Consider the following 25,847-nt stretch of genomic DNA (forward strand, 5'->3'; position numbering starts at 1 on the left):
ATGACAAAACCATTTAAAGGGATTTCTGTACCTCTATCTAATAATACTGTGGTAAAACGCCGATACAGTGTTACTCAAGATGTTGTTTCTTTTCGGCGCTGCGCCCGTCAGTATGGTGCTTTTAATGTTCACAAATATGCACCTGCCCAGCAAACTCAAACTTACTTTGGTACTATAATTCACCAAGTTTTAGATCGCTGTCATGCCCATTATCATGGAATAGTTGATCCGTCAAACAAAGGCTTGCTTCCTGATAATGGACTTACTCTCAGTGAAGAAGAGATTCGTGACTATTTTAATGAAGTTAAAGGCGCACAGAAGACTGGGGAAGCAGTACCATCACCTCCAAGCGATATTATCAGGTATTTTATTCAGGTTGAGAATGGTTTGAATAGCAAAGGAATTCTGGCTATTAGATCAGATACGCGAGTTCAAGCTGTAAAGATTCTCCAATATTTCAATGCTCTCGAAGGCCCGACACTTTATCCACGCGTTAAAGACACAGAACATAGATTGCAGGCAGATCAGACTAATCATGTTCTTCATGGAGTTGTGGATCTGCTTGTAGATATAAGTGATGAAAACTTAGACCCTGCAAACTGTGAGATGTGGGACTACAAAGGTAGTAGTCGCGTTGGTTTAAAGCCTAAAGACTTAGAGACGTATGAATTCCAAATGCGAGTTTATGCCTATCTCTACCAACGCAAGCACGGCGTTTTGCCACGAAAAGCGGTTTTGTATTTCCTTAACGAACTTGACGGATCTACCTGCCCATCTAAACGTCCCGTTAATGCTCTTGTGGAAGTCAGTATTGAGCCTAGCGAAATTCAAGTGGCGATAAATGAGTTTACTAAGACGGTAAATCAGATTGAACAATCACGTTGTACTAACAAATGGGAGGCTCCCGCTCCGGGCGATATTAGTGAACAAGATTGTAAAAGCTGTGATTTACGTTGGTATTGCAAAACTCCTAATGGTGGCAAGGGGGTAAAACCTATATATCCATAGCTGAACTAATAAGAATTTAGCAATAAAAGGTGCAACTTGTTTGTTACCAATGGTTCAAGGATAGGGAGTAGGATAGCAGTTTATTTAGTTGATATTTTAGGCAATTGATGATAGTGCAATAGAAAAAAATAGTGAGATAGGAACCATATTTGATTTTTGAAAAAAACTCATTACACTTATACTCCCTTCTTCTCTATTCCCTGTTTCCTTCCTACGCAAGTAATTTCAAAAATCAAATCGGGCTGCTATATCAGAATGTAATAAGCAATGATGTATCAGCTTTTTCAAGGCAATCCAAATATTATCTCATCATTTAAAGTATCTGATTTTTTAAGTAAATACCCGGTTATAGAACTTGTAATAAAAGAGCAAAAATAGCCTATGAACATTACTACTATCCTTGACCAAATTGACATGGGCAGTATTGCCCTACCAGAATTCCAACGGGGTTACGTTTGGAATCGCGATCAAGTGCGCGGTTTAATGAATTCACTATATCGCAGGCATCCCATCGGTAGCTTATTAGTGTGGGAAACTAAAACTGAACAAGCAATTGACCATGCTCGTGGCGATGGGAAGCTTTCTACGGGTTCAGTTAAACTGCTACTAGATGGGCAACAGCGCATCACCTCATTCTATGGGATCGTGCGGGGCAAACCGCCTCAGTTTTTTGATGGCAATGTGGAAGCTTTCACTGGTTTGCATTTCCACTTGGAGGAAGAAATATTTGAATTTTACGCTCCCCTGAAAATGAAGGATAACCCTTTGTGGGTAAATGTCACTGAATTGATGCAACAAGGCGTAGGAATTTTCATTCAGCGGTTACTAAAAATTCCAGAGCTTGCTCCTCAATTGACCACTTATATCAATAGTTTGAATAAACTTGAAGGCATTAAAAATATAAATTTATATATTGAAGAAGTCAGTGGTGAAGATAAAACAGTTGATGTAGTTGTGGAAATTTTCAACACTGTCAACAGTGGAGGAACCAAGCTATCTAAAGGTGATTTAGCACTAGCAAAAATTTGCGCTCAATGGCCTGATGCTCGCAACGAACTCAAAGCACGCCTCACAAAATGGAAAAAAGCAGGGTTTGAGTTTCGTTTGGAGTGGTTGCTCCGGTGCATCAATGCAGTTATCACCGGAGAGGCAATGTTTTCCGCACTCAAAGATGTCAAGACTGTGACATTTCAGGACGGGCTATACAAGGCAGAAAAAGCTATTGATATGCTGCTCAACCTGATTTCTGGTCGGCTTGGACTCGACCACAATCGCGTACTGGGCGGCATTTACGCCTTTCCTGTCATGGTGCGCTACCTTGTTGGGCGTGGCGGACATCTTAGAGATCACAAAGAACGCGACAAGTTATTGTACTGGTATGTACATACTTTACTGTGGGGACGGTACGCAGGTTCAACTGAGAGTGTTTTAACCCAAGATTTACACGTATTGGAATCTGAAGATAACCCGCTAGACCAACTCATCGCCAACCTACGACAAAATCGCGGGGACTTGGAAATCAAAGCTATTGACTTTCAAGGCTGGGGTATGGGAGCAAGGTTTTACCCGTTACTTTATATGCTTACCCGCGTGCATCAAGCACAAGATTGGGATAGTGGCATTGAACTATCCAAACATCTTCTAGGTAAGCACAGCTGCTTACAAGTTCATCATATTTTCCCCAAGTCGCTACTTTACAAAGGCGGATACCCAAAATCCGAAGTTAATGCGATCGCTAACCTCACTTTTCTAACCCAAGAAACCAACCTTAAAGTCTCAAACCGACACCCTTCGGAGTATTTTGAGGCATTCGAGCAAACACAACCCGGTGCGATCGCAACGCACTGGATACCGATGGAACGCAGTTTGTGGCAAATTGAAAACTACCATTATTTCTTAGCCGCACGTCGCGATCTTCTAGCTCAAGCTGCCAATAGCTTTTTGAATAGTCTATTAGCTGGGGATATTCCAGAACCAAAAATGACAGATTCAATCTTAGAGCAAGAAGTCGTTGAAATCTCCACTGCGGTTGTACCACTGACTGACGAAAAAATTCTAGAAGAATGTAATGCATGGGTACAGAAGCAGGGATTGCCGATTGGTGAATTGATGTACGAAATTACTGATTCCACAGGAACAGTGAGTGCAGTACTTGATTTAGCGTGGCCCAATGGCTTGCAGTCAGGGAAAAGTCAACCAATTGCCCTGCTAATTGATGCAGATAAGGAAATAGAATCAGCTGCAAATCGTCTTGGTTATCGCTATTTTACGGACATAGACACATTCAAAAGCTATGTTATCCAAGAGGTTTTAGCTATTGATTTTCCGACAGTGGACGATTATAAGCAAGCTTTTGTAGCCATCAGGAGCCAACTGACGGATAGCCATAAACTTATGCTCAAAGCTCACTATTATGCACTTGGACAAACTATCACTGCAACTGGGTTATCACAGGCAGCTGAATATGAGCATTTTGGTGGTGCAAATCTCCAATACGCCAGAATAGCAGAACTGCTTGCAAATTACTTAAACTATTTGCCACCTGAACGTGACGACAATGGTAAACCGTTCTGGTCACTAATGTTGGCTTCTGGTTATTGGAAAACTCTGGAAGATACCGAAACTACTACTCAACGAGAATGGTACTGGCAATTACGTCCGCAGGTTAGTCAAGCTTTAGAGGATTTAGGTTGGGTATAAACCAGATATAAATCCTTCAGCGATCGCAGAAATTATCTAATCTTCTGAAAATATCAGTAACTAGGTTAATATCGGTGAACGAATACAACTAAGTAACGAATTAAAAAAGATTTTTGTCATTATCAGAAAATTCCAAAGGTAAATATGATTAAACGCTTAAAAGGATTCTTTTTGACTACAATTCTGACTGCTTCCTTGATTGGAGCAACTGCTACTCATGCAAAAGCAGATACTTACCGTGCTGGAGAATTTACCATTACTTTGGATGATGGGGAAAATGGCAAAACCTACAGAGGTTGTGATGTTCAGGGTAAATGTATCGACTTAGACTACGGAACATCCTGGCGTGATAACGGCTATCGAGGTATTACTTGGGAAAATGGCGATTATACTTATTCAGTTTCCTGGCGTGAAAATGCCAATGAAGGAATGTATTTGATTATTTATAACAAAGATAAGCAGATATTACGCCGTCAACTAGTAGCAATCACAGAAAATGTAGCAACTCTGAAGTGGGCAACTTCTTGTGATGTAGTGAATATTAAATCTGGGCAATTGGCACTTCGTGATAGTCCGAATGGACAATCTAGGGCAGGTCTTAATAATGGTAATAATGTTTTATTGAAGGAACAAGAAGGTATATGGGCTTATGTAAGTGTAATTCAAGGCCCCAATACTAGAGTTAATGGTTTGTCAGGATGGGTTAATTCAAATTATCTACATTGCACCAAAGAACCAATTGATTAGCCAACATTACCCTCTATTCATAAATGATTGCTCTTCAGTTTTTAAATTGGTGGGTGTAGTGGAAGTTAATTTTCACTTAAAAATGATTTGAAAAGCAATATCTCTCGCTGACTGCTTCAACACTTGCAGATAAGCAACAGCATCATCACGTCGGCGGAATCTTTTCACAACAATATTTTCTTGATTGGGAATATCACGGACAATACACCACGGTTTTAATTGCTCACAATAAGTCATATTCTACCCCTTAAAAATGCTGTAAAATAACCATGTTATGTACTTTGAAATCGCCAATATTTACCTTAAACGAGGAAGTATACTCAAAGACAGGTCAAATTGATATTGACAATTAGAATTATGTGTGTATTAGATTTATTGGACAGATATATAGCGTTCCGACTGGAATGAAATATTGTGTACTGAGTCTGAAAACCTTGCAGGGCAAAGTTTTTGTTTTAAAAACCTTTCAGTAATCAAACCGGATTGCTATATGTAGATAGAAATGTTATTGATATCAAGGCGAATGAGTCAGACATAGCAATTGCCAAAGTTGTTCGGGAACTTCTTCAAAATGTTCCAGTAAAAAGTCCATAAATGCCAAATGTCGTAAATCATTAGGCTGAGGATAGCGTCTAAATTTACCTTGCTTAAACCAACCTCTGACCGTAGAATCAGAACGACAGCATATTAAGGCAATTTGTTCATAACTCACATCCCATTTGGCATAAAATTCTTGTGGTTTCATACCAAATTCCCAGTGACTGTAGAGTGAAATTAGATGAATTTCTCTTGCCCCTAAAATCCGGGGGTTAGACATTGATACACCTCAAATATGTAAATATTGGAACTCATTTTTTACATCAGGTATTTGTCAGTCACAGAGTTTATAGACACACCAATAAAACCCGCTTAGATGGGTTTTAAACTCTTGATTCACCCTCAATCTGCGTAAGCAGATATAGTTAAAATAGTTACGTTACTTATAATCGCTAGAATACCGATTCAGGAATAGCCAGAAATAGTGGATAGGGTGCAATACGCTTGGGTTAAGCCTTTTTTCTCCCCCTGCTTCCCCTGCTCAAGAACAGCCCGCTCTAACAGATAAATGTCCTTAACTAAACGGTATTGGGATAGGGCGAGGATAGTGCTTCGGATCAAAAACGAAACGCCCTCTAACCACATTTTGCACGAGCTATACTGTGAGGAGGGCAATTGAGTTTTTGACTAATCTTCTCAGAAGAGTTTGATTGCAAATCCAACTTCAGTCGGACTCGGCAAGTTGGGATAGTTCACCAGCTATTTGATGTTTTAATATCTATAACAACTGGAATAGGGCTGAGAAACTTTTGGGCAGCAGCAACCATACAATTGTGTAATATATGGCTAACTTGGTCAACTTCAGTCTCTGGACATTCCAGTACAATTTCATCATGTCTTACACAGATGAGTTTTGTTCTGAATTTAGCTAATGGATTTGAAAGTTTTACCATAGCTAATTTGTTGATGTCGGCATTTAAACCTTGTACTGGATGGTTAAATAGCTCTGATAGTCGGGGCTTGTTTACCCATCTCCGTCGTCTATTTGCTAGTGTACGACTTTCCTTAATGCCTTGGATGTATTTACGTTTGATGTTTTCATGCCACCTAGCTATTCCAGGATAAGCTTCAAAGAATCTTTTCCTGAAAGCTTTTGCTTGTTCTAATGTCATTGCTACTCCATATTTTACTTGGGCGTAAATTTGGAGTTTGGCAGCGCCCATACCGAAAATTAATCCAAAGTTTATTGCTTTTGCTAATCTGCGGTCTTCCTCAGTCACTTCATTGATATGTTTTCCAGTTACTAAAGATGCTGTTAATCGATGTAAGTCAGCCCCCTGGCGATAGACTTGGCACATCTTTGTATCACCACTAAGCCGAGCCATAATTCGTAGTTCAATTTGGGAGTAATCGGCTTTGATAATTTTATAGCCAGGGGCAGCAATAAAGCAGCTACGAGCTGCTTGATCACGGGGAATATTTTGTAGAGGTGGTTTGCGGCAAGAAAATCTACCGGATTTTGCCCCTAATTGATAATAGTTGGGATGAATTCTCCCAGTTTTGGGGTGGATATGCTGGGGTAGTTTCTCGGTAAAAGTGCCGATAATTTTGGATAGACGGCGGTAATCTAGCAATGCTTGAATTATGGGATACTGTGCAGCTAAAGAAACTAATTTACTTTGATTAGTTGAGTTGATTTTGATACCAATAGCTTGGAGAGCAGCCAAAACTTGCTGAGGTGAATTCGGGTTTACTGCATCTGTCAGTTCTGGCAGCAATGACATCTGAGAGCTAGCAATACGGAGTTGCTTGAGTTGGCTTAAAGCATCTGTTTTTTCAGCTTCTAGTTTTGCACCCAGTATCTGCCATCGAGACAAGTCAAATAGCATCCCGTTAAGTTCCATTTGAGCTACAACAGGCATACACTGAAATTCCAGTTGGGCAATTTTGAGTAACTTTGCCTGTTTTAACTTCTTGAGGAGAATTGGGTAAAGGTCAAGTAATATGGCAGCATCTACGGCAGCATAGTGCAATTGAACCGATTTAAGAGGTTTACACCAATCGCTGATTTGTTGAGTTTTATCTAGTTGAATGTGTAGTAGCTTTTTAGTTATATTTTGTAAGGATGAGCTTGTTTTTAATCCTGCGGTTAGAACTTTATAAGCAAGTTGGGTATCAAAGAATTGACCAGAGGGTTGAAGTCCTGCGAGTGTGAGAAATTGCCAGTCGAACTTGGCATTATGAGCAATTTTGATAGCAGAGTTACCAAGCAGTTTTTTGAGCAGTTGGCGATCGCTTTTGGGAATAGCTGGTAAATCTATCAGTAGTACCTGATGGTTTGGTGCAGCTATTTGAATCAGTCTAATAGAATCAGTTAGAGGGTCAAGTCCTGTTGTTTCACAATCTATGGCTAAAACTTCTGCCTGAAACAGACCTTGGAGAGCAGAATTAAGAGTTGAAACATTGGAAACAAGAGTATATTTGGGGGTAAAAATACTGGAATTATTTGTATTTATTAAGCCTGTATTCATAATGAATTAAATTTTAATTTCTCACCTAGAAGCGATAGCTTGTATATCTAGCAACTTCAAAATATTTAGCTTTTTACAAAGATTTTAAAACCTATTAAAGAGAGGTAATACTATAGCGGTGTGCAGTTGAGGGAGATACAAAAACTTTGCTGAGAAGATTATACAGCAAGTACTTTTGTCTTCTCATCCGAGCGATAACCGCCATATCGATATTCCTCTCTTTATATGATTAACTGACTTTACGTTTACCTGTTTTTGCAATGTTAGAATGCTGAATATTCTCTCGAACAGATGTCAAAGCAGTAGGAGCCAATTCTCTAATAATGGGTGTTACAATTTCTGGTGCCAGTTCTAAACGATGCTTAATCTGTGCTTGCAACCAGGCTAAAGGAACACTTTTACTGTTGACTTTTTGTTTAATAATTAAGTCAGGATTGGATGTTGAAGCTTTTTTTATAGCAGTAGCAATTTTTCTGGCTGTCCGTAAATCAATTTTGTCTACATCAATGCTAATAAAGTTGTCTGGTTGAGGTTCTGGTTTTGATGTAATACGGTTAGTTGATTGATTTTGATTTTCCAACTTGAGAGATTTATTAATATCAATAGATTCCAGGTGTGATTTTTCAGATGTTGTGTTGTTGGTATGGTATTCGATGTTGAGTGTAAATTTCTGCCACAGATGGACTATTCCCACAACGAAATCAACGACCATCACAATGGCATATATGGCTGTAATTCCAATGATGAGATGATTTAAAACTTCTTGAATTTCTTGAGTATTCATGATGACTAACTTGAAAATTTATGTTCATAATTAAAGAAGCGATCGCTTCCATTTAACAGAAAAATCCTCAGATGAAAATTTGAATAGACTGAGGATTTTTTTTAAATTCAGAACAAGCTAATTTGCACAGTTGAATTTGATGAAGGTTTGGGAGTTGGAGTGCTTTGGGTCGAGTCTAAGTTAGACTTGGTATTGACATTACGCTTACCCCATCCCTCTTGTGCTGCGTGTTTAACTATGCTGCGTCGAATTGACCTGCTAAGATAGTTGAATTCATTTTTTACCTGATTAAAATGAATGATGTAATTATTGCTGGCATTGCTCGTATCACCATCACCTATAAATTCATAAAAACTCTTGCAACCCTTTGGTAATTTATCGTATTTGGTTAAAACTTCATTACCTACCCAAAGATAAAGGTCAGCGTAGTCCCTATGCAGAGGTGCTTCGTAAGTTGCTGGCATCATGTAGGTAAGAACTTCTGTGGCTGTGCTGAAAACACCAACCTGATTCTGTTCGTATTCAGTGAAGATAAGTTCTAATCGCTCCTGAATACAAGCAAACTTCAGCCATTGGGGAATCGTATCACTCCAAGGACTGCGATGAATTACCAATGGCCCTGCAAGGTAGCGAACATGGTGTAGGGAAAATTCAGCTATTTCCAAAAGACTTGCTAATAATTCTTTTGGTGTATTTAAACTTGCCATAATTTGTAGCATTTTTCGGGTGTTGTTTGGCAGTTTGGTACTATTAGCATTACTGATTTCTGCCATGATTTCTGGTGCAATTAAATTCATTTGCTCCATTTGTCATCTCGATATGAGCGCATCACCAAAAATAGCCAATCGGCTAAAAAATTAATGTCCAATAGGTGAAGGCTGATACTAGATAAATCTTTTTATGCTGGCATTGATACAGGTTTTTTAGGTAATGCCAATGAATAACGAACCCACAATTAACCAAAATCTTGATCCTGACGACAGTAGTAATTATCAGTCTGGCAGTGGCTATCAATCTTTATGTTACGGTGTTGAGCAATTAAGTTCTGGAGATAGTAGTAATTCCTTGCAAGCAGACCAATTTAGGGATGGTTATCAAGAGAATATTTTTGAAATCAATCTTGGGGATACACCTTACACTGAATCGGCTGCTAATCCCAATCCTCAATTATCAGGATATGGCTCTGGCTCCGGTTACAAGTCTAATAAAAGTCAACAGTCAGCATCCCCAGAGCTAGAGTTATAAGTCATATTTTCACTCTCTTCCTATACCCCATAAGCAACAATTAATTGGGTTTTTATTCAATAAATTACTTTGCTTGTTGGGGTATAGTTGCTGTCATTTTTAAAGCTGGGATTATGAAGATACCAAAAGCATGGATATCTCTTCTGATTGTCATTGCTTGTATTATTTATAGTATCGCTACACAAGCTACAATCAACACATTTGGTGATGGCAATTTACCGACTCGAATTGTAGAAGTTGCAAATCCTCAGTCTCGACTACCTGCTACTAAAGTTTTGCTGCCAGACTGGAGCCGCATTTCTCTGGCCCAGCTACCAGGTATCAGTCAATCCGGTGCAATTGATGGCAGTCCCTACAGTCAAACACTGGGTTATGACCTGAGTCGCACTTGGAATGTGGGTATGACTCCTGACCAATATTTGAAGTTAGGAGATATCAGTGAAGCATTGCAGGCAGAGGAGTTTTCTTTGCAGGCGATCCAGGCGATCGCTCTGGGCACAGTACCAGAGGCGAACACAGGCATTAACAGTATAGATTTAAACCAAATTGCCTTGAGTGAATTTCCCCTGATTGGGGAGCAGACATTGAGCCATTTAGCTCAGGTTGTTCCAGAATTAGCTAATACACGAGTAAACAATATTACACCTGTTGCAACCTTACTAAAATCAAAGGGAATTGCTGCATCTAATTTAACACTAGCTCAGGTACTAACACAGTATGAAGTTGGGCAAATGAAGCTGGGAGAAATCGACTTGTCAGAGTTTTCTATCTCTTCAATTCCTAACTTAGATGCAGTACAGCTACAACAATTTACAGGTTGGATGAATAGCAATGTTTCGGATATTCCTGGTTTGGGACAAGTACCTTTAGGATTAATGCCTAATCCCATCACTGAAATTGGTAGCTTAGTAATGCGGATTGATGTAGTTCATGGGCCAGCAGAAAACCGCCGTAACAATACGATTTCTGGTTCAGATGTGCAAGGATTTTCTGTGCCTTGTACTGTAAAAGACTGCGCTTACTTAGAATTGGATGATTTGGAAAATGCAGGTCGTAGCGATCGCAGTAAGTTAGAAGGAAAGCAGTGGATTTCTGGTAAATACCAAGAAGTCGAGGGCGGGCGGGGTATCCTGAAAGCAGTGAATAACGGTCGGGAACCAACAGGAAGGCTACCGTTTGGTAAAGCTTTTAAGGTGGTGATAATGGAGCCGGATGAAACTACTGATACGGTAGATACGGCGTTGTTCTTTCGGTTCTGTGCTTGGCGAATGGGTTGTACACCTTATTTTATCGGGCCTGTTCCTTTTTTCAGCTACAAGGTTAACTCCCTGATATTTGTAGGCAATTTGAGTGAACAGAGGACAAATACTGCATCTTTACCAACTGGAGCTACAAGAGAGCCTAAAGCTAGCACTACCAACCGTACCGGAGTAAGAGAGAAGATTAATCCATGCACCTTTAGTAGTGCTAGTCAATCGATAACAGATCAATCATTGTCCGGTATTGATTTGCGATCGCTCTCAAATGCGATCGCGGAAATTGAGAGTGCTGGTAGCGAGGATTACAAAGCAGTTGGCATACATACCTGTGCGGATGGGGGTTTAAATTGTGGTCGCGCTCTCGGTCGCTACCAGTTCATGAGTTATAACCCCTATGCAGTGCAGTTAATTGCTGCCAAGCCTGGAGGTCAAGAGTTTCTGAGTCAAGTGGAGCAAGGGCATCAAGCAACAGAGGCTGAACTATTTGAGTTTTTTCCTCCAGCTGACCAAGATAGGGCATTTATGGCTGATATGGCTAACAAAATTCAAGTGACACAAGAGCAAATCGATCCGGCTACAGGACAGCCATTTACGGGCGAACGCCTAATTGAACGAGTGGCTCAAAAGCATTTTGGTGGTGATTACAGCAAAGTTGATGGAAATGGCTCAGATGCCCTCGGTCGCCTCAGTCTCAAAGATTACGGCAAAACCGCTTTAGCTAGTTATCGCAACAGTAATAGCGATAATGGAACGCTGACCTGTTCTCCTAATGTAAATTCTAGCTACATCAGCACTGCTAAAAATACTGAAAATGGGAGGTAGAGTATGACAGATTTATCTAAAACTTCTATTACTTCACCCCATGAGATAAAAGAAATACTGGATACTGAGTTGCATTCAAAAATACACTTTGGGCAAACAGGGGAAGGAAAGGGAGTTTATTCTGACTCCGCCTCCCCTACTCAGTCTCAACCACTGAAGACAACTGCATATCAATTACCAGCACCTTCTATGAGGGTACGCTACTGGGTTCATTGGTTTCGCATTGGTTTGGGCATCTTTTTGTTGCTGTCGATTCTCATGAGCTTAGGGGGTTGTAGCTTAAATGCGGCAACTGTTACTTGGAACAAAGCTGCTAATGTTGTGCCTGCTTCAGTAATTGAACAGGTGATTGTAGAAAATACAGAGTTGAATACCAAAGCATCTGCTAAAAATATACTGGCTTGGAGTGTGGAAGGGAAAGACGGCAGGTTCGCAGTTTTCAACTTGAATACACCTGATGTCTGTGGTGCTTTGGGATGTCTGTATACTGGTTACTGGCTCAGAAAGGACAAACCAATTACTCAGGTATTCTTGAGTTACTTGAATCCCAATCTGCCACCAGGTAAGCATTTGTTGTCAGTGGGAGAGAACCGAGGTCAGGCATTACCGTGCATTAAAGTACTGCAAACCGAGCAAGAGCAGCTACGCCAATTGAATTTTTGTTTCAATGGCACTGGCTATCAACTTGCTGATAGTCAGCTTTTCACAAGTCGTAAAAATTCCCAAAGTTGATAACTCGAAAGCGGGGTGGCCGCCTTGAAGCGTTCGCTCGAGCGCCGTGTTAGGCTGTGTGGCCGGACGATGGAAGCGGACAGACTTCCATGGCTTGAATCAAGCCTTGTGCAATGGTGAAACGATGACCGACGTGCTCATCGGCAAGAACGGCTCCAGCCAGGTCGCGCACGACCTGATGCACTTCGACCAAGATACGCCCGGCCTCCTCCGGGTGAAAAGTCACCGGCTCCACGTGCGGGTTGATCTCGCTCCATTGCTCCGTCCAGTAAGCGCGGACTCCTTCATGGCCAAGGGCAGAACCGCCTTTGAATGCTTTCGGCCAGTCCACGTCCGGAGTCATGAGGGCGAGGGCGGCGTCAATGTCCCGCGCGTTAAAGGCCGCGTAGGCCGCGCGGAACAGTTCGATTAGGAGTGCCGGTTGATCTGGCATAAGCGGTGTGGTGAAGGATACGCAGTAGGGACTAACAATTGATTGACAGAAAGTTTCCGCCTAAGATCCGCAGTGGGCGGATAGACAGAAAGTTTCTGTATAATACTCCAAAGCCGCTGTTTAAGCCGAATCTTTCCGCATAATACGCTCATTTGGGTGTATAGGTCGAAAGTTTCTGCATAACATCCTACAGGGTAGAGGCTAAAGGGTAGAGGGTGGACTGGCTCTATCTACCTTCCGAACCGTTGGCTTGAACGGCGTGAAATCCAACACTCGTTGGGTTTTGTTAACGATCGCTTGACTTTTAAGACAGTCGCTACGATTCTGTGCGCCTTCAAAGAGAACTGGTATTAGCTACCCAACTATTACCTCACTGTTACTATCTACATAATCCGTACTTACAGTCACCTGCCGCCAAGCATCCAAATCCGTTTTGACCCCTGACAGTTTTTCCTGAATCAGGCTCATGGCATCGGTGCCTAATGCCAGTCGCATCGGTGGATGAGGACTTTCCACAGCTTGAATGATGGCTTGCGCCGCTTTAAGTGGATTGCCAGGTTGCTTACCATCCATCTGTTTGAACCACTGCAATGAAGCACCGCTCACGGTCGCATAGGCATCAATGGAAAGTTCTGCTGCTGCCAGAGAGCGTCCGTTGAAGTCCGTGCGAAACGCCCCAGGTTCAATTAAAGTGACTTTAATTCCGAAGGATTCCACTTCTTTAGCCAGGGCTTCAGACGTACCTTCCAGAGCAAATTTAGCGCCACAGTAGAGGCTGCTTCCACCAAATCCCACTAATCCTGCTGTGGATGACATATTGACAATGTGACCGCTGCCTTGCTGACGCATCACAGGCAAGACCGTTCGCATCAGACGGAGCGCCCCAAAGAAGTTGGTTTCAAAAAATCGGTGAATATCAACATCACTGACTTCTTCGAGTGCGGCAATGAGTCCATGTCCAGCATTGTTGACCAGCACATCAATTCGACCAAATGTAGCGATGGCGGTATCAACTGCTGCTTGTATGTCTTGAGACGATGTTACATCCAAACGTACAGCCTTTGCGGTTTCTGGATAGTGTTCAATCAAAGCGCGAAGTTGCTCTGGTTGGCGAGCAGTAGCTAGCACTTCGTCGCCCTTCTTCAACACCGCTTCTGCTAGGGCCCGTCCGAACCCTGTTGAACATCCTGTAATCAACCAAACTTTAGGAGCGACACGATTTTTGTCTCTTGTCATTTGTTTTCTCCAATACAAAAACGATGAGATGCGAGGATCGGCGCAACTGCAATTCTGTAACTTACTTTCCACATTAAGCAGCCTGAATAAATATGTCCAATATGATTTTTGTCTTAGACTAAGACTTAAAACGTATTAATTGACAATGGAACTTCGACACTTGCGTTACTTCGTGACTGTAGCTGAGGAACTTCATTTTGGTCGCGCCGCGCAACGACTACAAATCGCTCAACCGCCACTCAGTCAACAAATCCGTCAACTCGAACAAGAACTCGGTGTCGAGTTGCTGTATCGGACAAAGCGAACAGTCCGACTTACTGAAGCAGGACTTGCCTTCTTACAGCAGGCACGACAAATTCTAGTGCAATCTGAGCAAGCGATTGAGGTAGCCCAACGTGCAAGTCGAGGTGAAGTGGGTCGTTTAGCGATTGGATTTGTTGGATCTGCCACGTGTAGCCTGCTGCCTGCTGCCGTGCGGTCATTTCGCCGTCAGTTTCCTGATGTCCGTTTGATGCTGCATGAAATGACCACGAGCGAGCAAATTGAAGCACTGCATGACGATCGCATTCAGCTTGGCTTTATTTGTCCGCCCATCAACGATGACGAACTCAGCGTGGAAACGGTTTTACAAGAATCGTTCGTCGCTGTATTGCCAGAAGCACACCCACTTGCGACGCAAACACAACTGTCATTAGCATCCCTCGCCGAGGAGTCCTTCATTTTATCTCCACGTCATCTAGGAAGCGGCTTTTACGACCAGATTATCCGTTTGTGTCAACAAGCAGGATTTATTCCCCAAGTAACTCAGGAAGCAATTCAGATGCAAACCATTGTCAGCTTAGTGGCAGCAGAATTAGGAGTTGCGCTTGTCCCAGCTTCACTCCAGAATTTGCAACGAGCAGGGGTCGTCTACAAACCGCTCGAAGACCAAACGCTCTATGTCAAGTTAGCAATTGTTTGGCGAAGTGCAAACACCTCGCCCGTGCTACACCAATTTCTAGCGCAATCAAGAGCCGTTACACGATTTAAGCAATGCTGTTGAGGCTTATCAAAACGCTTGTACTCCCCCAATTCATAGATGCGCCCATTGGACTATTCCTCATCATCTAGTTCATCGTCTTCCTCCTCAAAATCATCATCGTCTAACTCAGCTTCCAAATCGTCGGTTTCATCGAGGAAGTCGTCATCGTCAATAAGTTGAATTTTGCGAGGTGGCTTGGTCGCTGGTTTGGATTTACGAACGCTTTGAGTTTTGTTCCTATTCTTATTTGGTGGCAATACTTCCACGTCTACAGATACCGATTCTCCTGGCAAAGCAGGTAGGGATTGAGGTTCATTAAAACCAGCGATCGCATCATGTTGTTGCCAAATTAGGGCTTTAGCTGTGGGCTGACCCAAATAAAATTGAGACAGATTTTCAACGGTGGGTTTGGTGTAATCTACAGTCTTACAACAGTCGTGTTTATTCTTACCTTCGCCCTCTTTGACAGCTTTGAACTCGACTGACAGCACACCTAAGCTACGCCACCTATCGTTTTTGCCGCTAAATGGCACTTGGAAATAGTCAGCAAAGGTTTTCTCCAAAGAACGGTAAAACTCCTCACGCACCGACTTAAAACTCCAGAGAGCTACATTCTTAAAGCGGACAACGACAGGAGTAGTATGCAGGGGTTGATTATCCTCATCCAGAAACACCAGTGCATGTTCTGAACACACATCCATTGTTTTCTTGTCAAGGTTATGTTTGTATTCATCATAAAGCCCAACAAAAGAACCACCCAAGTCTTCAACATCTGATTTATAACGGATATACTCTGGCACAAAAGCTAAAACTAGTAAACGTGCTTGAGTAATTAACAGTCCAGTAACATCTTCAGTTAGGGTGACAATAGTTAGGTCGTTTTCATCAGGCATATCAAGCCAGCCAGCCTTTTCTAGCTGGTCTTCTGGAATTAGAAGTCCGGCAGGTTTGTCATTAACGACAATGCCGTAGGGTAGTAAGGGTCGTCTAACTTGGTTATAACTGTCGCTGAGAAGTTCTGGGTCAATATCGTCAATATCAAGGTCTGACAATTGAGTGTTAGAAGCTTTAGATTTAGCTGCTTGAGCTTTGGTATTAGCTTTGGGATTAGAAGCAGCAGTTTTGGCAGTAGATTGATTGGAGCGATTAGAGTTGTTTGAAACCCTAGATTTAACCATTGGAGTACATAAATATGATTGCCCAACGCATGAGGCGTTAGCCTCAAAACTTAGTTGATCGCTTTACAAACTAAAAAAAATGGTTTGTGTCTATGGATGATTTTTTTATTGAAATACTCTAATAATATATAAACATCAAATATTCATATTGATTCTTGCACACTAATAGTTTTTGACCTTACTCCGTTTCCGTAAAAATAGAAGATGTAGCAGGAAATCTTTTTTTCTTCACTCAATAGCAGTTCGTGGTCTTGTAACTGCGACCAAGAATCATATTTGGTAATGATGATGGCAATCAAATAGCTCATATGGCGGTTCTGCCTCAGCCATTCTTCCATACTAGATTCATCTGTATTAGAAAGACGTGATGAACCTTGAGGATGTGAGTGAATAATACCTTTGAATTCCGCATCTCGAATTCCTGCATATAACTCCGGTGAGGGAGTGTAAGTATTATGATCCGTTCCAGCATGTTTATCTAATATAAAGCTGTCAATAATTGTTTCTTCTTCCGATCCAAGTAATGCACCTCCATATTCAATATTATTATCTATCGGGATAGCCTGGTCTATTTGGTGTAGCACTGAAGAAGATATATATATCAGATTTGGTGGATTAGACATAGTTACGCTAATAGAGATATTTAGTCTGAACAGTAATAACTTTAGCTACTTCATGCTCTGGTAATGGAGCCATTATTTACAGCACCCCTTGACTGTAACCTATCCTATAACTGCGATTGATTGTCTCCCAATTCTGCCAAAATACGTTTGTATGCCGGACAGGAGATATCTTTAATCAACAACTGATGATCTGCTCTAACAATTAGTTAGTTGAGTTCAACTAACATATCAAACTTTATCCTCTTTATTCAAACTCAGGATAAAAAATCTTTAAAAAGCTTCTCTTCCCTCTCTAAAAAAATGTCCAAAAGGTCAATCCCCTAGCTTTAACTTGGCAGGTAAAATTTCTGTTAAATCCATACTTAACGGCTATGAACCTTTACCACAAGAATCTACCAGACAACCAGATCACTGCTAACTCAACATTAATTGAAGTCTCATCCTTTCAAATACCTCTGGCTAGCATTGACTTTGGCAAGTTGTTTCAGCAGTATAACAATCCCCAAGGTTGGATGATGGTAGGTGGAATGCTCTTCGTTTTACTGTTGTTGCAAATCAGTGGTACTGGTAAAGGAAAAATCACCACTGGTAAAGTCTCCGGTATCAGCGAGAAACTAGCAGCAACTAACCTAGCACTCAAGCAAATCAAGGAGTGCAAACACAATAAAGTTACCCTGTGGTCTGGAACTCCTCGCTATTGGGTAAAAGGTAAATGGCGATCGCTAATTACTAATCTGCAAACAATGTTAGGTGCATCTCCTAGTGTTTGGTTTCCCAATGCCGAAAGGGGAACACTGGTAATAGGTGCGCCTGGGTCTGGTAAAACCTACTCTACCATAGACCGGATGTTAGAAAGTGCGATGCAGCAAGGTTTTCCGATTTTACTCTACGACAAGAAGGGCGACCAACTACGACTCCATGCACCCCTAGCTGCACGTTATGGTTACAAAGTACGAGTATTTGCCCCCGGTGAACCCTTTAGCGGTGTTATTAATCCTTTGGATTATATGCGTGATGCACGCGATGGGGTAATGGCAGGAGAAATTGGACAAGTGATTAACCGCAATGCTTCCAGTGGTGGTAAAAGTGATGAGTTCTTTGCTAAAGCCGGGGACTTGTTAGCTAAAGCACTTTTGCAGTTAGTTAAGGGTTCTCCTTACCCAGATATGGCGATGCTTTATGCGGTGCTGCGGTTGCCAAAACTTGTACAGCGTCTTGACCATGCGGTACAGTCAAAAAGGTTGGATGAATGGGTGGCGACTTCATTTATTCAATTTTTGAGTGCCAAGGATGCAGAGAAGACTATTTCGGGGATTTTGACCACAGCAGCAGGTACTTTCTCATCTTTCATTCAAGCTGATTTGCTGAGGGCATTTATAGGGAAATCGGATATTCCCACTAAGCTTGAAGGTAGAGAAATGGTGGTGTTCAAGCTAGATGATGAACGTCGTAGTGTGGTTGGGCCTCTGCTGGCAGCGGCAATGCACTTGATGATTGTTGGTAATTTGAGCCGTCCCCGCAAAGATCCATTGATTATTTCTTTGGATGAATTACCATCAATTAAGCTGGACAGATTACCACAGTGGATTAATGAATATCGTTCCAACGGTGCCTGCTTTATTCTAGGTATCCAAAGTTTAGAGCAACTTTACGATATTTATGGGGATAAAATGGGGAGTGCGATCGCTTCTGCTTGTAGTACTCATGTTTTGTTCAATCCTGGTAACTACAAAACGGCTGAAGATTACTCCAAACGCTATGGTGAGAAGGAAGTGCTGATTAAAAATCGTACCACAGGGCGATCGCTTGGCGGACAAATGAGCCGTTCAATTAGCTGGAGTGAGAATTTGCAAAAAATGCCTGTAATCAGTGCTGACGAAATTTTGAAATTTCCTCAAGGCAAGTGCGTAATTACCAGTCCTGGTTATAGTTCCGAGGGACAAGCTTCTATTCCTTATCCTTTAATTATTCCTGTGTCCAAAGCCGATGAAAAACGGGCGCATGATAGTGAGTCTCTTTGGGATACACAAGTTAAACCTGCTTTGTCAAGTCAGGTGACAATTCCTGATATTAAAACGCTAACACAAGCATTACATGAACGGATTGAGTCAGCAGCGCGGATGTTGCCATTACCAGAGGAAGATGTAGCACCTGCACATGAGTCTAGTAGCAGTGAAACTGATGTTTTAGAAAATTTCCCAACACGAGTTTATCAAACACCCGGATTGCAAGGATAAGAGGCTGGTAGCTTTTAAAAAGTGAAATATTGTTGAATATCTTGTTGATCGCGGTGTAGAATCCTCAGTGTTCGCTGCTGGATTTGGGCAGTCTTTTTTCGCTTGTTTAGGTTGTATTCACCCCCGTTTAACTCAGTGTTATAAGGTGTCGCGGCTGTAATTTTATAGAGCATTAAAGAGTTACCAATGTTGCAGAGCCTAAAAAGTGCAAGTTATACGCAGGATAGCTTATTTTTTCGGAAATTGGCGAATATATTGAAATCAAAATTTTACAAATTAATGCTGAATCTTAGCAAGACAATATCACCTTTTACCCTTAACTTTTTTCAATGCTGCTTGTCGTACTTCTGCATTGAGCAAATAACCAAAACCCACCTTTTCTAAACGCAGCACAAATTCCTCTCGTGTATTGCCTAATTTACTAGCTGTAGCATCCAAATTCCAATTATGCTCTGCTAACTGACTCAGCAAATAAACTCGGCGAGTCTGCATACCTGATAAGCGATAAGTTTTCAAATACTCCAATTCACCATTTTCTCGAATAATCGCTTCCCCAATATGATTTTCTTCGTTGGGGTTGAGGTCAGTAATAAATCGTTGTAACATGAACGAACCAGCAGTATAGACTTTTTGGGAAATTAACTTGCGTCCTAACAGTCCCTCGGCCATGAAACCCTGAAACGATGCCCAATCTGAACGCATATTTTGTACTGCTGCTCTCAAAGCTGTTAAATCATTAATTTTTGACTCATCTAAAGATACACTCATTGGAAAAGTAGTATCGTGCAGTAAAGCGTATTGGTACAATAACTCACCATAGAAATCTTCTAATAAGCTATTGTGCAAAAGTCGATAGTCCTCTGGTGTCGGTACTACAAAAGCTGATGCTAATGCTTCGGCAACAAATACTAATACCCCAACCTGTCGAGAGTGAATTTCAAATACCCGCAAAGCATCTTCAAGTCCAGCAATGTAACGTCCACTAAAAGAGCTTTCCATTCGGCTACCCAACCCATGAGAAAGGGCATACTTAGAATATTCACTCCAGGCAATATCAGGGCCAGAGAAAAACATAGATAAAAAGCCTTCCATTGCCAAGTGGAGTGGCAAAAATCTCAGTTGATTACTAGATTCCCGCTTCACCATCCGGTGCATCAACCGGACACTGGCACAACCATAGTTTAGCTGTTTACCATCTCTTTGAAAAAGCTGTCCCCCAAAAGCCCCCACAGGACTGCCGTCATTAGTCCAAGACAACACGAGTCCGTGAGGAACATAGGAAAAATATTTCATTCCTGCTGCTGTCATTTCTCCTGCTAAGGAAACAACTGCTAAATCTTCATCGTAGCTACGACGCAGCAAGCGCAAGTCGTTACGTACTTGATGGCGCAATAATGGCACAATCCGCACTGCTCCCCGTATTTGAGAAGGAGCAATTTCTAGTCCTTTAAGTGATATGTCTGCTAAGAGATTGCTTTTGGATGCCATAGGATGGTGGGTCTATTTTTATTAACTTTAAGCAATACTGTATCTTGAGCAATATCAGTTTCTCTTATGTTGTCCTGAATCCAGTTTTTTGTCTTTAATATCTACAATTTGATTTTGATAGTGATATTGTAGTGAGTGTAGCTATACTAAACCTAACACTTTCCGAACTTTACTAACTTTGATCCACAGCTTATATTACCAGGATTTATTGTTTTGATATTGTTATCCTGCCGCTTCAGATTCCCGATTACTTTAATACTCGCTAGAGATAATGCTATTTTTAGTAATTCTGTTTTTTGTTCCTCGCTTAATGTTACTGGATATTTCCCATTTACTTTGTCTTTTATCTTCAATTGAATATTTGATGTAAGTAATCCTAAATTAAACTCTACTCTATCGCCATTCTGAGAAATTGGCAAAAAAGAATACTCATCTTTGCTATCAAACCATTGCCTACTCACATAGGTATATTTTCCAGTATGTTGACCAAGAAAAGAGTACTTAAAATGTCTCTCCCATTGCTCAGATTTATTGTTTTTATAATCCTGTTGGAACTCTTCAGGTATTCCTTGCTGGTTATCCGGCCACTTAGCACTATGATCTACAACAAAAACTGTATCTAGCTGAATAGTATTTTTATTGGCAGCATCTCCACTACAGAAAAAAATATATGATCCTGCTGTGACATGAGAAGATTTTGATATAGGTTTTCTTCTTAATTGAGTAGCATGACAGTATGAATAAAGCCAGCTTTCTGAAAATACGAATGGGTCTTCGTTTCCGCACGGTTCATCCACCCAAACATTACCTTGCCAATCTGTAAGTTTATCATCCATCAAAACCTTAGCTTGGACTTCAGTTTTTTTTCTTGCGTAGTCAGGATGAAATATTAAATAATGTAGTGGTTTCATAAGGAATCTAAATTTAAGTAATCTAACTATTTTATGTTCCGATAATTGTGGGATAAACTTTACAGAGAATAAATTTTTTGGGCGACGGTATTTTATTTAAGCTATTGAAAATAAATCAATTTAATTGTTGCAAACTCTATACTCTACACCCTAACATTTGCTTGACTCGCTCTGCTAAATATGATTCTAATTCAGCTAAAGATGCAGAACCTTCAGCAAACCGGGCAAAGCCCAACATTGTAGGTAAATCTTCTGCATCTCGTAATCCTACTGTGGGAATTGCGGGACTAAGGGGGTGTAAAGAAAAGTCATCGGCGTTGTAAACAGGGTTGCAATGAATAATGGAAGTTTTTTGTTTCGGATCTAAACGATTACGATATACACGTAGAATTTCCGATGCTCCACTGGGGGGATCGTTTTCCCAACCATCGGTTACAAGTACTACTAAATCTGCGCCCCAGTCCAAAGCATCCAGTAGGGGAGTCGCTAGGTCTGTTTGTCCACGAGCTAGAATCAGCAGTGGATCGCTGGTTGATGCTGTCCAAAAAGCTTGGTATTCCTGGGATGCTGCTTTTAGTAAGTAATGAGTAGCTAAAGCTACCCCTAAAGGACGACGATGTTTTTCGGCTGAACCGGAACTGGAGTAGCTGCAATCTAAAACTGCGGCTACTCGTCCTAGTTTTAAGGGTGATTTTCTTAATGTGAAGGCAGCAGATTTCTCTAATGCTTGGTTTAAGATATCCCACTGCTGTTTGCGAGTATCCAATGGCAAAGAGAGGATATACAGCGCCAAACGAGTTAGAGGGAGACGACCTAAATTAATGTCGATTGCTACTTCTGTGCGGTTGGCTGAACCTTGAAAGCGCAATTTTTCATTCAAAGTCATTTGTTCTTGAATACGGGATAAAAAGACCTCTCGTTTAATTCCGTGTTTTGCTGCTAAACCTTCGGCAACTGTAAAAGGTAGTTGATAAACTGCTTGAGCGCTATAGTGTGCTTGGCGAAATGTCTCGAATAGCTCTGTTTGGTAAACTTGCTGTTTCCATTTACCAAAGAGAAAATTACCTAATTCGCCTGGTAGGGTGAGGTGAGCATGGGAAGCGATCGCTCGAAATTTGGAGCGATACTTGACAGCATCAAAGTTGATGTCACGTTTTTGCTGGAGATAATCACGAGCGATCGCTCTGCTACGACGATTATTGATACTTCTTTTCCGCAACTGTTGCAATACTTCCCAACCTCGTTGTGGTGGTAAGGCTGTTAATGCTGCGGCAATTAATGCACCTTCTTCTTGTCGATGTTCAGGGGGTGTATGTTTTCCTGTTGCTAGTAATTTGAGGATAATCTGCGCTTGGTTGAAGTGGTTAATTCCTGCTGCCAATGTCCGGGTATAGAGTAAACGGTAATTACCTAAAATATAGTCGTGCAAAAAGTCAATAGATACGCGCTGCCCGTAACCATCACCGTAGAACTCACGCTGTCCTGTGCAGGAAAGGCAGGCATTAATAAACATGACTAAATCTTCCCTTGCCACTTGCTGATGCTGGTTCGCCCGATTAATGTCCATTGTTGGCATAGTGGCTTTTTTGAAGGGGGTACTGTTCGGGGAATGACGACACGACAAGCTAGGATAGCGTTACAGGCTAGGTTCGGAAGTCGCACCAAAGTCCCGCAAACAGTATTAACGACTATTTTAAGTTCTAGATTAGAAAATAGCTATAGGAATCTGACTTAAATCTTACTAAGTATACTGAGGCTCTAACCTCTATGACGCAAGGCTTCTATTTTCTCAGTTTTTCAAAAATTAAATAGGAATCCTATAGTTGTTAAAGTAAGTCTGCAAATTCATGAGATACGTCCTGATTTTCCCCATACAGCACTTACGGCAGCTATGAGGTACATCTCCATATCTGAAAGCTTTGATAGGAGAGGGCAAAGAGAAAAACTGTATTGCATAATAGCCGGAAGCGCTGTATACAACTTGCATAGGTAACTTTGACGGCGCTAATAGACAGCAAGTGCTATTTTTCAACATTATTATTTTGCCATACCTCTTTGATAAACTTTTTGAACTCTTCTAGAATCAGAGGTAAATCACTATCAATTTCTTGGGTTTGTTGCCCATTTGTAATTGGACGAAACAGACGACGACCTCGACTATCAAAACCAATTTTATCCGCAACTGCCATAAAGATTGAGTAGTCTTTTGGTACTGGTAAATCTCCACCTTTGCGCTGAAGAATTAAAAAGCTGGTGATAATTCCTAATCCACATTCTACCTGAAAGTTTTCTGTAGGTAACTGAATGGAAGCAATTAGCAAAGCCATGTCTTTTAATAGCCATTGGCGAAAGTGTGCTTGGTTAGATGAAGACAGAATTCCATTAGATACCAAGATACAGACTATTTCACCAGGTTGCAATTGATTTAAACACTGTTCTACAAATAAACACTCTTGTTCTGCTTGGATTTTCAATTTGGATGTAATAACGTAGCTTCCATCTCCGTGTTGTATCCATTTATAAGCCATCTCAAATCGGGCTAGTTCTGAATCGGAAGCGAGATTAATTTTGCAATAGGGAGGATTGGCAAGTGCTACAGTAGGCAAGGAAATTGGCAGAGGAGGATTCCTGACACAATTTTGAAATAGTTGTTGCCACTCAGTAATTTTAATTTTTATCAAAATAAACTTCCTTGCAACATATTTTCTGCTTTAGTATTTTCATATTTGATACCATTAATCAGCAAACTATTATTTAGCTTAGGTTTAGGTGCTGATGCGGGAGCTTCATACTTTAAATTTGGTCGGATAAAAGAAATACCCTTGCCAGTCAGGGTGTTTCCGATAATTAAATCTCCACCCAAACAAGGAATAGGCAATGCCAAGTAGGGAGCATAAAGCATGAAGTTTAAACTTGCTATTTTCATTAGTAATGAATCCCACTCCCAGCCTGTCAAACTGATGGCATAATTGGACATTTCCAATGCTAATCGTCCTGTACCAAGTGCTGGTTCATATATATGAAATGGTGCTATTGCAGCAGAACTTTCAACTGCTGCAATAGCCATTGTCCTGGTCGTCCAAGTAGGAGTAGGATAGAATTTAGCCCTTGATTGTCCGTAACGATTAGCAGCCAACAAATGACCGAAGTAATCGAAGGGACAAGAAATCAAAAGCTTCAGTTCCAGTTCTTGAATAAGACGATTACTCGCACCGTTACATCCCTCTGGCTCATGAGGCAATTTAGCAACGCTGGGATGCCCTAGAGCATAAAGTAACCAATCAGTGAAATAGGGAATAAATCTTGAAGGACTGCCGCATCCACCTTTAGGAATAGATTGCAGACAGCTTGAGAGCATCTGTAAAACTTGAGGATGTCCTAAGTCTAAAAACTCAGTTTGTGGTATTTTTTTAGGTAGTTCTCCAGTTTCCATTGTGCATCGCCATTGCTCCCACCTACCTTGATATTCATCATCTAATTTCAGTAGTTTTGATAATAGCCATCTATGCTCAAAAGTTGATTTGAGTACCATTGGTGTTATCTTTAATAAACATTTGCTAATGGCAGAGGCATTAGCCTCTTAAATCTTGACTTCTGGAATAGCTTCTAAATTGACCATTGACGATAACTCAGGAATGACTATGTTTGATTGTGATTTGTTATCTGGAGATTGAGTCAGTAGTTTAATTAACCATTTTTCAGTCTGCATCTGATCCTTTTTATTCCAGCGTACATTTAATCTTTGGGCTGGTTTAACAGGATTTAATGCTAAAATTACGAGTTGTATTTGGTTAGGATTAACTGAGTATTGTCTAGCCGTAGTCCACAACTTTACCCGGTCTTGCCAGCTTAAATGTGGATGGCGTATAGCCCATTCATAAAGTCTGGGAATACCTTGTTTAAATGCTATATTTGTTAATACTTGAATAAAGTAGTTATCGTCATTAATTGCAAGAGGTGCAATAACTGGATTATCGACTAATAACTTTTTCCGAGATTGAAAAATTTCCGGTGCAAGTTCCTGTATTTGATCAACCCACTGAGCAATTTGAGGATAGGCATTTAATAAAGGTTCTACAGTCAGTCCTAAAAATAGTTGTCTCATCACCAAAGAGAAGTTATCTGCAACTATAGAGTCAAAGGCAGAGCGATTTGGATGATATTTTTGACTGGGGAATAGGACTTGTTGTTGTGTTTTAGTAATTTGTTGAATATCGGCAAGATTAATTACTGGCATGGTTGGGAGAATATAACATCTCTCCCATGCAGCGGTAAGCTGCAAATTAATTACTTCGATTAATTATGCTTCAATACAGATATACAGCGTATTGCCGGTTGCAGGAAGTCCAGTTGCA

General features: G+C 41.0%; 24 protein-coding genes. 8 read left to right on the plus strand and 16 right to left on the minus strand.

Features of this window, described 5'->3' with window-relative positions:
- From RRG12_RS09250 to RRG12_RS09260, 3 genes are all read left to right on the plus strand, one after another.
- A complete protein-coding gene (locus RRG12_RS09250; RefSeq protein WP_094353457.1) occupies window positions 1-1,008 on the plus strand; it encodes a PD-(D/E)XK nuclease family protein in 1,008 nt (335 codons plus the stop codon).
- Window positions 1,009-1,389: 381 nt separating this feature from the next.
- Window positions 1,390-3,708, plus strand: a complete 2,319-nt coding sequence (locus RRG12_RS09255; RefSeq protein WP_420759043.1) for a GmrSD restriction endonuclease domain-containing protein — start codon at window positions 1,390-1,392, stop codon at window positions 3,706-3,708.
- 144 nt (window positions 3,709-3,852) lie between these two features.
- A complete protein-coding gene (locus RRG12_RS09260) occupies window positions 3,853-4,455 on the plus strand; it encodes a hypothetical protein (protein ID WP_420759044.1) in 603 nt (200 codons plus the stop codon).
- Window positions 4,456-4,527: 72 nt separating this feature from the next.
- Here RRG12_RS09260 and RRG12_RS09265 read toward each other — a convergent pair whose 3' ends face one another.
- The 5 genes from RRG12_RS09265 to RRG12_RS09285 form a co-directional block, all read right to left on the minus strand.
- Window positions 4,528-4,692 carry a hypothetical protein gene (locus RRG12_RS09265; RefSeq protein ID WP_334769184.1) on the minus strand — a complete coding sequence of 55 codons (165 nt, stop codon included), beginning with the start codon at window positions 4,690-4,692 and terminating at the stop codon, window positions 4,528-4,530.
- A 277-nt stretch (window positions 4,693-4,969) separates the two neighbouring features.
- The gene (locus tag RRG12_RS09270) at window positions 4,970-5,272 is read right to left on the minus strand and encodes a hypothetical protein (protein ID WP_420759045.1); all 303 of its coding nucleotides are present in this window, start codon (window positions 5,270-5,272) and stop codon (window positions 4,970-4,972) included.
- Window positions 5,273-5,744: 472 nt separating this feature from the next.
- A complete protein-coding gene (locus RRG12_RS09275) occupies window positions 5,745-7,523 on the minus strand; it encodes a bifunctional 3'-5' exonuclease/DNA polymerase (RefSeq protein ID WP_420759046.1) in 1,779 nt (592 codons plus the stop codon).
- A gap of 229 nt (window positions 7,524-7,752) precedes the next feature.
- A complete protein-coding gene (locus RRG12_RS09280; protein ID WP_420759047.1) occupies window positions 7,753-8,307 on the minus strand; it encodes a hypothetical protein in 555 nt (184 codons plus the stop codon).
- 107 nt (window positions 8,308-8,414) lie between these two features.
- Window positions 8,415-9,113, minus strand: a complete 699-nt coding sequence (locus RRG12_RS09285) for a hypothetical protein (RefSeq protein ID WP_420759048.1) — start codon at window positions 9,111-9,113, stop codon at window positions 8,415-8,417.
- 130 nt (window positions 9,114-9,243) lie between these two features.
- On the opposite strand from RRG12_RS09285, the gene RRG12_RS09290 reads away from it, so the two are divergent.
- From RRG12_RS09290 to RRG12_RS09300, 3 genes are all read left to right on the plus strand, one after another.
- Window positions 9,244-9,552 (plus strand): hypothetical protein, encoded by a 309-nt coding sequence (locus tag RRG12_RS09290; protein WP_420759049.1) that lies wholly within the window; start codon window positions 9,244-9,246, stop codon window positions 9,550-9,552.
- Window positions 9,553-9,665: 113 nt separating this feature from the next.
- Window positions 9,666-11,633 (plus strand): M23 family peptidase, encoded by a 1,968-nt coding sequence (locus RRG12_RS09295; RefSeq protein WP_420759050.1) that lies wholly within the window; start codon window positions 9,666-9,668, stop codon window positions 11,631-11,633.
- Between the two features lie 3 nt (window positions 11,634-11,636).
- Complete coding sequence (locus tag RRG12_RS09300) at window positions 11,637-12,365, plus strand: hypothetical protein (protein ID WP_420759051.1); 729 nt, start codon at window positions 11,637-11,639, stop codon at window positions 12,363-12,365.
- 49 nt (window positions 12,366-12,414) lie between these two features.
- Here RRG12_RS09300 and RRG12_RS09305 read toward each other — a convergent pair whose 3' ends face one another.
- On the minus strand, window positions 12,415-12,798 hold the full coding sequence (locus RRG12_RS09305) for a nuclear transport factor 2 family protein (protein ID WP_322650435.1): 384 nt from the start codon (window positions 12,796-12,798) through the stop codon (window positions 12,415-12,417).
- Window positions 12,799-13,152: 354 nt separating this feature from the next.
- Entirely contained in the window at window positions 13,153-14,034 is an 882-nt protein-coding gene (locus RRG12_RS09310; RefSeq protein WP_420759052.1) for an oxidoreductase, read from the minus strand.
- Window positions 14,035-14,179: 145 nt separating this feature from the next.
- On the opposite strand from RRG12_RS09310, the gene RRG12_RS09315 reads away from it, so the two are divergent.
- Window positions 14,180-15,076 carry a LysR family transcriptional regulator gene (locus RRG12_RS09315; protein ID WP_420759053.1) on the plus strand — a complete coding sequence of 299 codons (897 nt, stop codon included), beginning with the start codon at window positions 14,180-14,182 and terminating at the stop codon, window positions 15,074-15,076.
- A 50-nt stretch (window positions 15,077-15,126) separates the two neighbouring features.
- Here the strand turns inward: RRG12_RS09315 and RRG12_RS09320 are convergent, their stop codons facing one another.
- Both RRG12_RS09320 and RRG12_RS09325 read right to left on the minus strand, forming a co-directional pair.
- Window positions 15,127-16,233: a DUF5895 domain-containing protein gene (locus RRG12_RS09320; protein WP_420759054.1), complete on the minus strand. Its 1,107-nt coding sequence runs from the start codon at window positions 16,231-16,233 to the stop codon at window positions 15,127-15,129.
- Window positions 16,234-16,376: 143 nt separating this feature from the next.
- Window positions 16,377-16,856 carry a Mov34/MPN/PAD-1 family protein gene (locus tag RRG12_RS09325; RefSeq protein ID WP_420759055.1) on the minus strand — a complete coding sequence of 160 codons (480 nt, stop codon included), beginning with the start codon at window positions 16,854-16,856 and terminating at the stop codon, window positions 16,377-16,379.
- A gap of 371 nt (window positions 16,857-17,227) precedes the next feature.
- Between RRG12_RS09325 and RRG12_RS09330 the strand changes: the two genes are divergently transcribed.
- The gene (locus tag RRG12_RS09330; protein WP_420759056.1) at window positions 17,228-19,093 is read left to right on the plus strand and encodes a type IV secretory system conjugative DNA transfer family protein; all 1,866 of its coding nucleotides are present in this window, start codon (window positions 17,228-17,230) and stop codon (window positions 19,091-19,093) included.
- Between the two features lie 14 nt (window positions 19,094-19,107).
- Here RRG12_RS09330 and RRG12_RS09335 read toward each other — a convergent pair whose 3' ends face one another.
- The 7 genes from RRG12_RS09335 to RRG12_RS09365 all read right to left on the minus strand — a co-directional run bounded on the left by RRG12_RS09335 (window position 19,108) and on the right by RRG12_RS09365 (window position 25,729).
- Entirely contained in the window at window positions 19,108-19,266 is a 159-nt protein-coding gene (locus RRG12_RS09335) for a hypothetical protein (RefSeq protein WP_420759057.1), read from the minus strand.
- 130 nt (window positions 19,267-19,396) lie between these two features.
- A complete protein-coding gene (locus RRG12_RS09340) occupies window positions 19,397-20,581 on the minus strand; it encodes an ARPP-2 domain-containing protein (protein WP_420759058.1) in 1,185 nt (394 codons plus the stop codon).
- 152 nt (window positions 20,582-20,733) lie between these two features.
- Window positions 20,734-21,492 (minus strand): hypothetical protein, encoded by a 759-nt coding sequence (locus tag RRG12_RS09345; RefSeq protein ID WP_420759059.1) that lies wholly within the window; start codon window positions 21,490-21,492, stop codon window positions 20,734-20,736.
- A gap of 136 nt (window positions 21,493-21,628) precedes the next feature.
- Complete coding sequence (locus RRG12_RS09350; RefSeq protein WP_420759083.1) at window positions 21,629-23,059, minus strand: hypothetical protein; 1,431 nt, start codon at window positions 23,057-23,059, stop codon at window positions 21,629-21,631.
- A 454-nt stretch (window positions 23,060-23,513) separates the two neighbouring features.
- Window positions 23,514-24,173, minus strand: a complete 660-nt coding sequence (locus RRG12_RS09355; protein ID WP_420759060.1) for a type I restriction endonuclease subunit M — start codon at window positions 24,171-24,173, stop codon at window positions 23,514-23,516.
- Window positions 24,170-25,024, minus strand: a complete 855-nt coding sequence (locus RRG12_RS09360) for a hypothetical protein (RefSeq protein WP_420759061.1) — start codon at window positions 25,022-25,024, stop codon at window positions 24,170-24,172. Before RRG12_RS09360 ends, RRG12_RS09355 begins: the two co-directional genes overlap by 4 nt.
- 48 nt (window positions 25,025-25,072) lie before the next feature.
- A complete protein-coding gene (locus tag RRG12_RS09365; protein WP_323229706.1) occupies window positions 25,073-25,729 on the minus strand; it encodes a hypothetical protein in 657 nt (218 codons plus the stop codon).
- Between the last annotated feature and the right edge of the window lie 118 nt (window positions 25,730-25,847).

It is taken from the genome of Nostoc sp. CALU 546 (assembly GCF_048836525.1).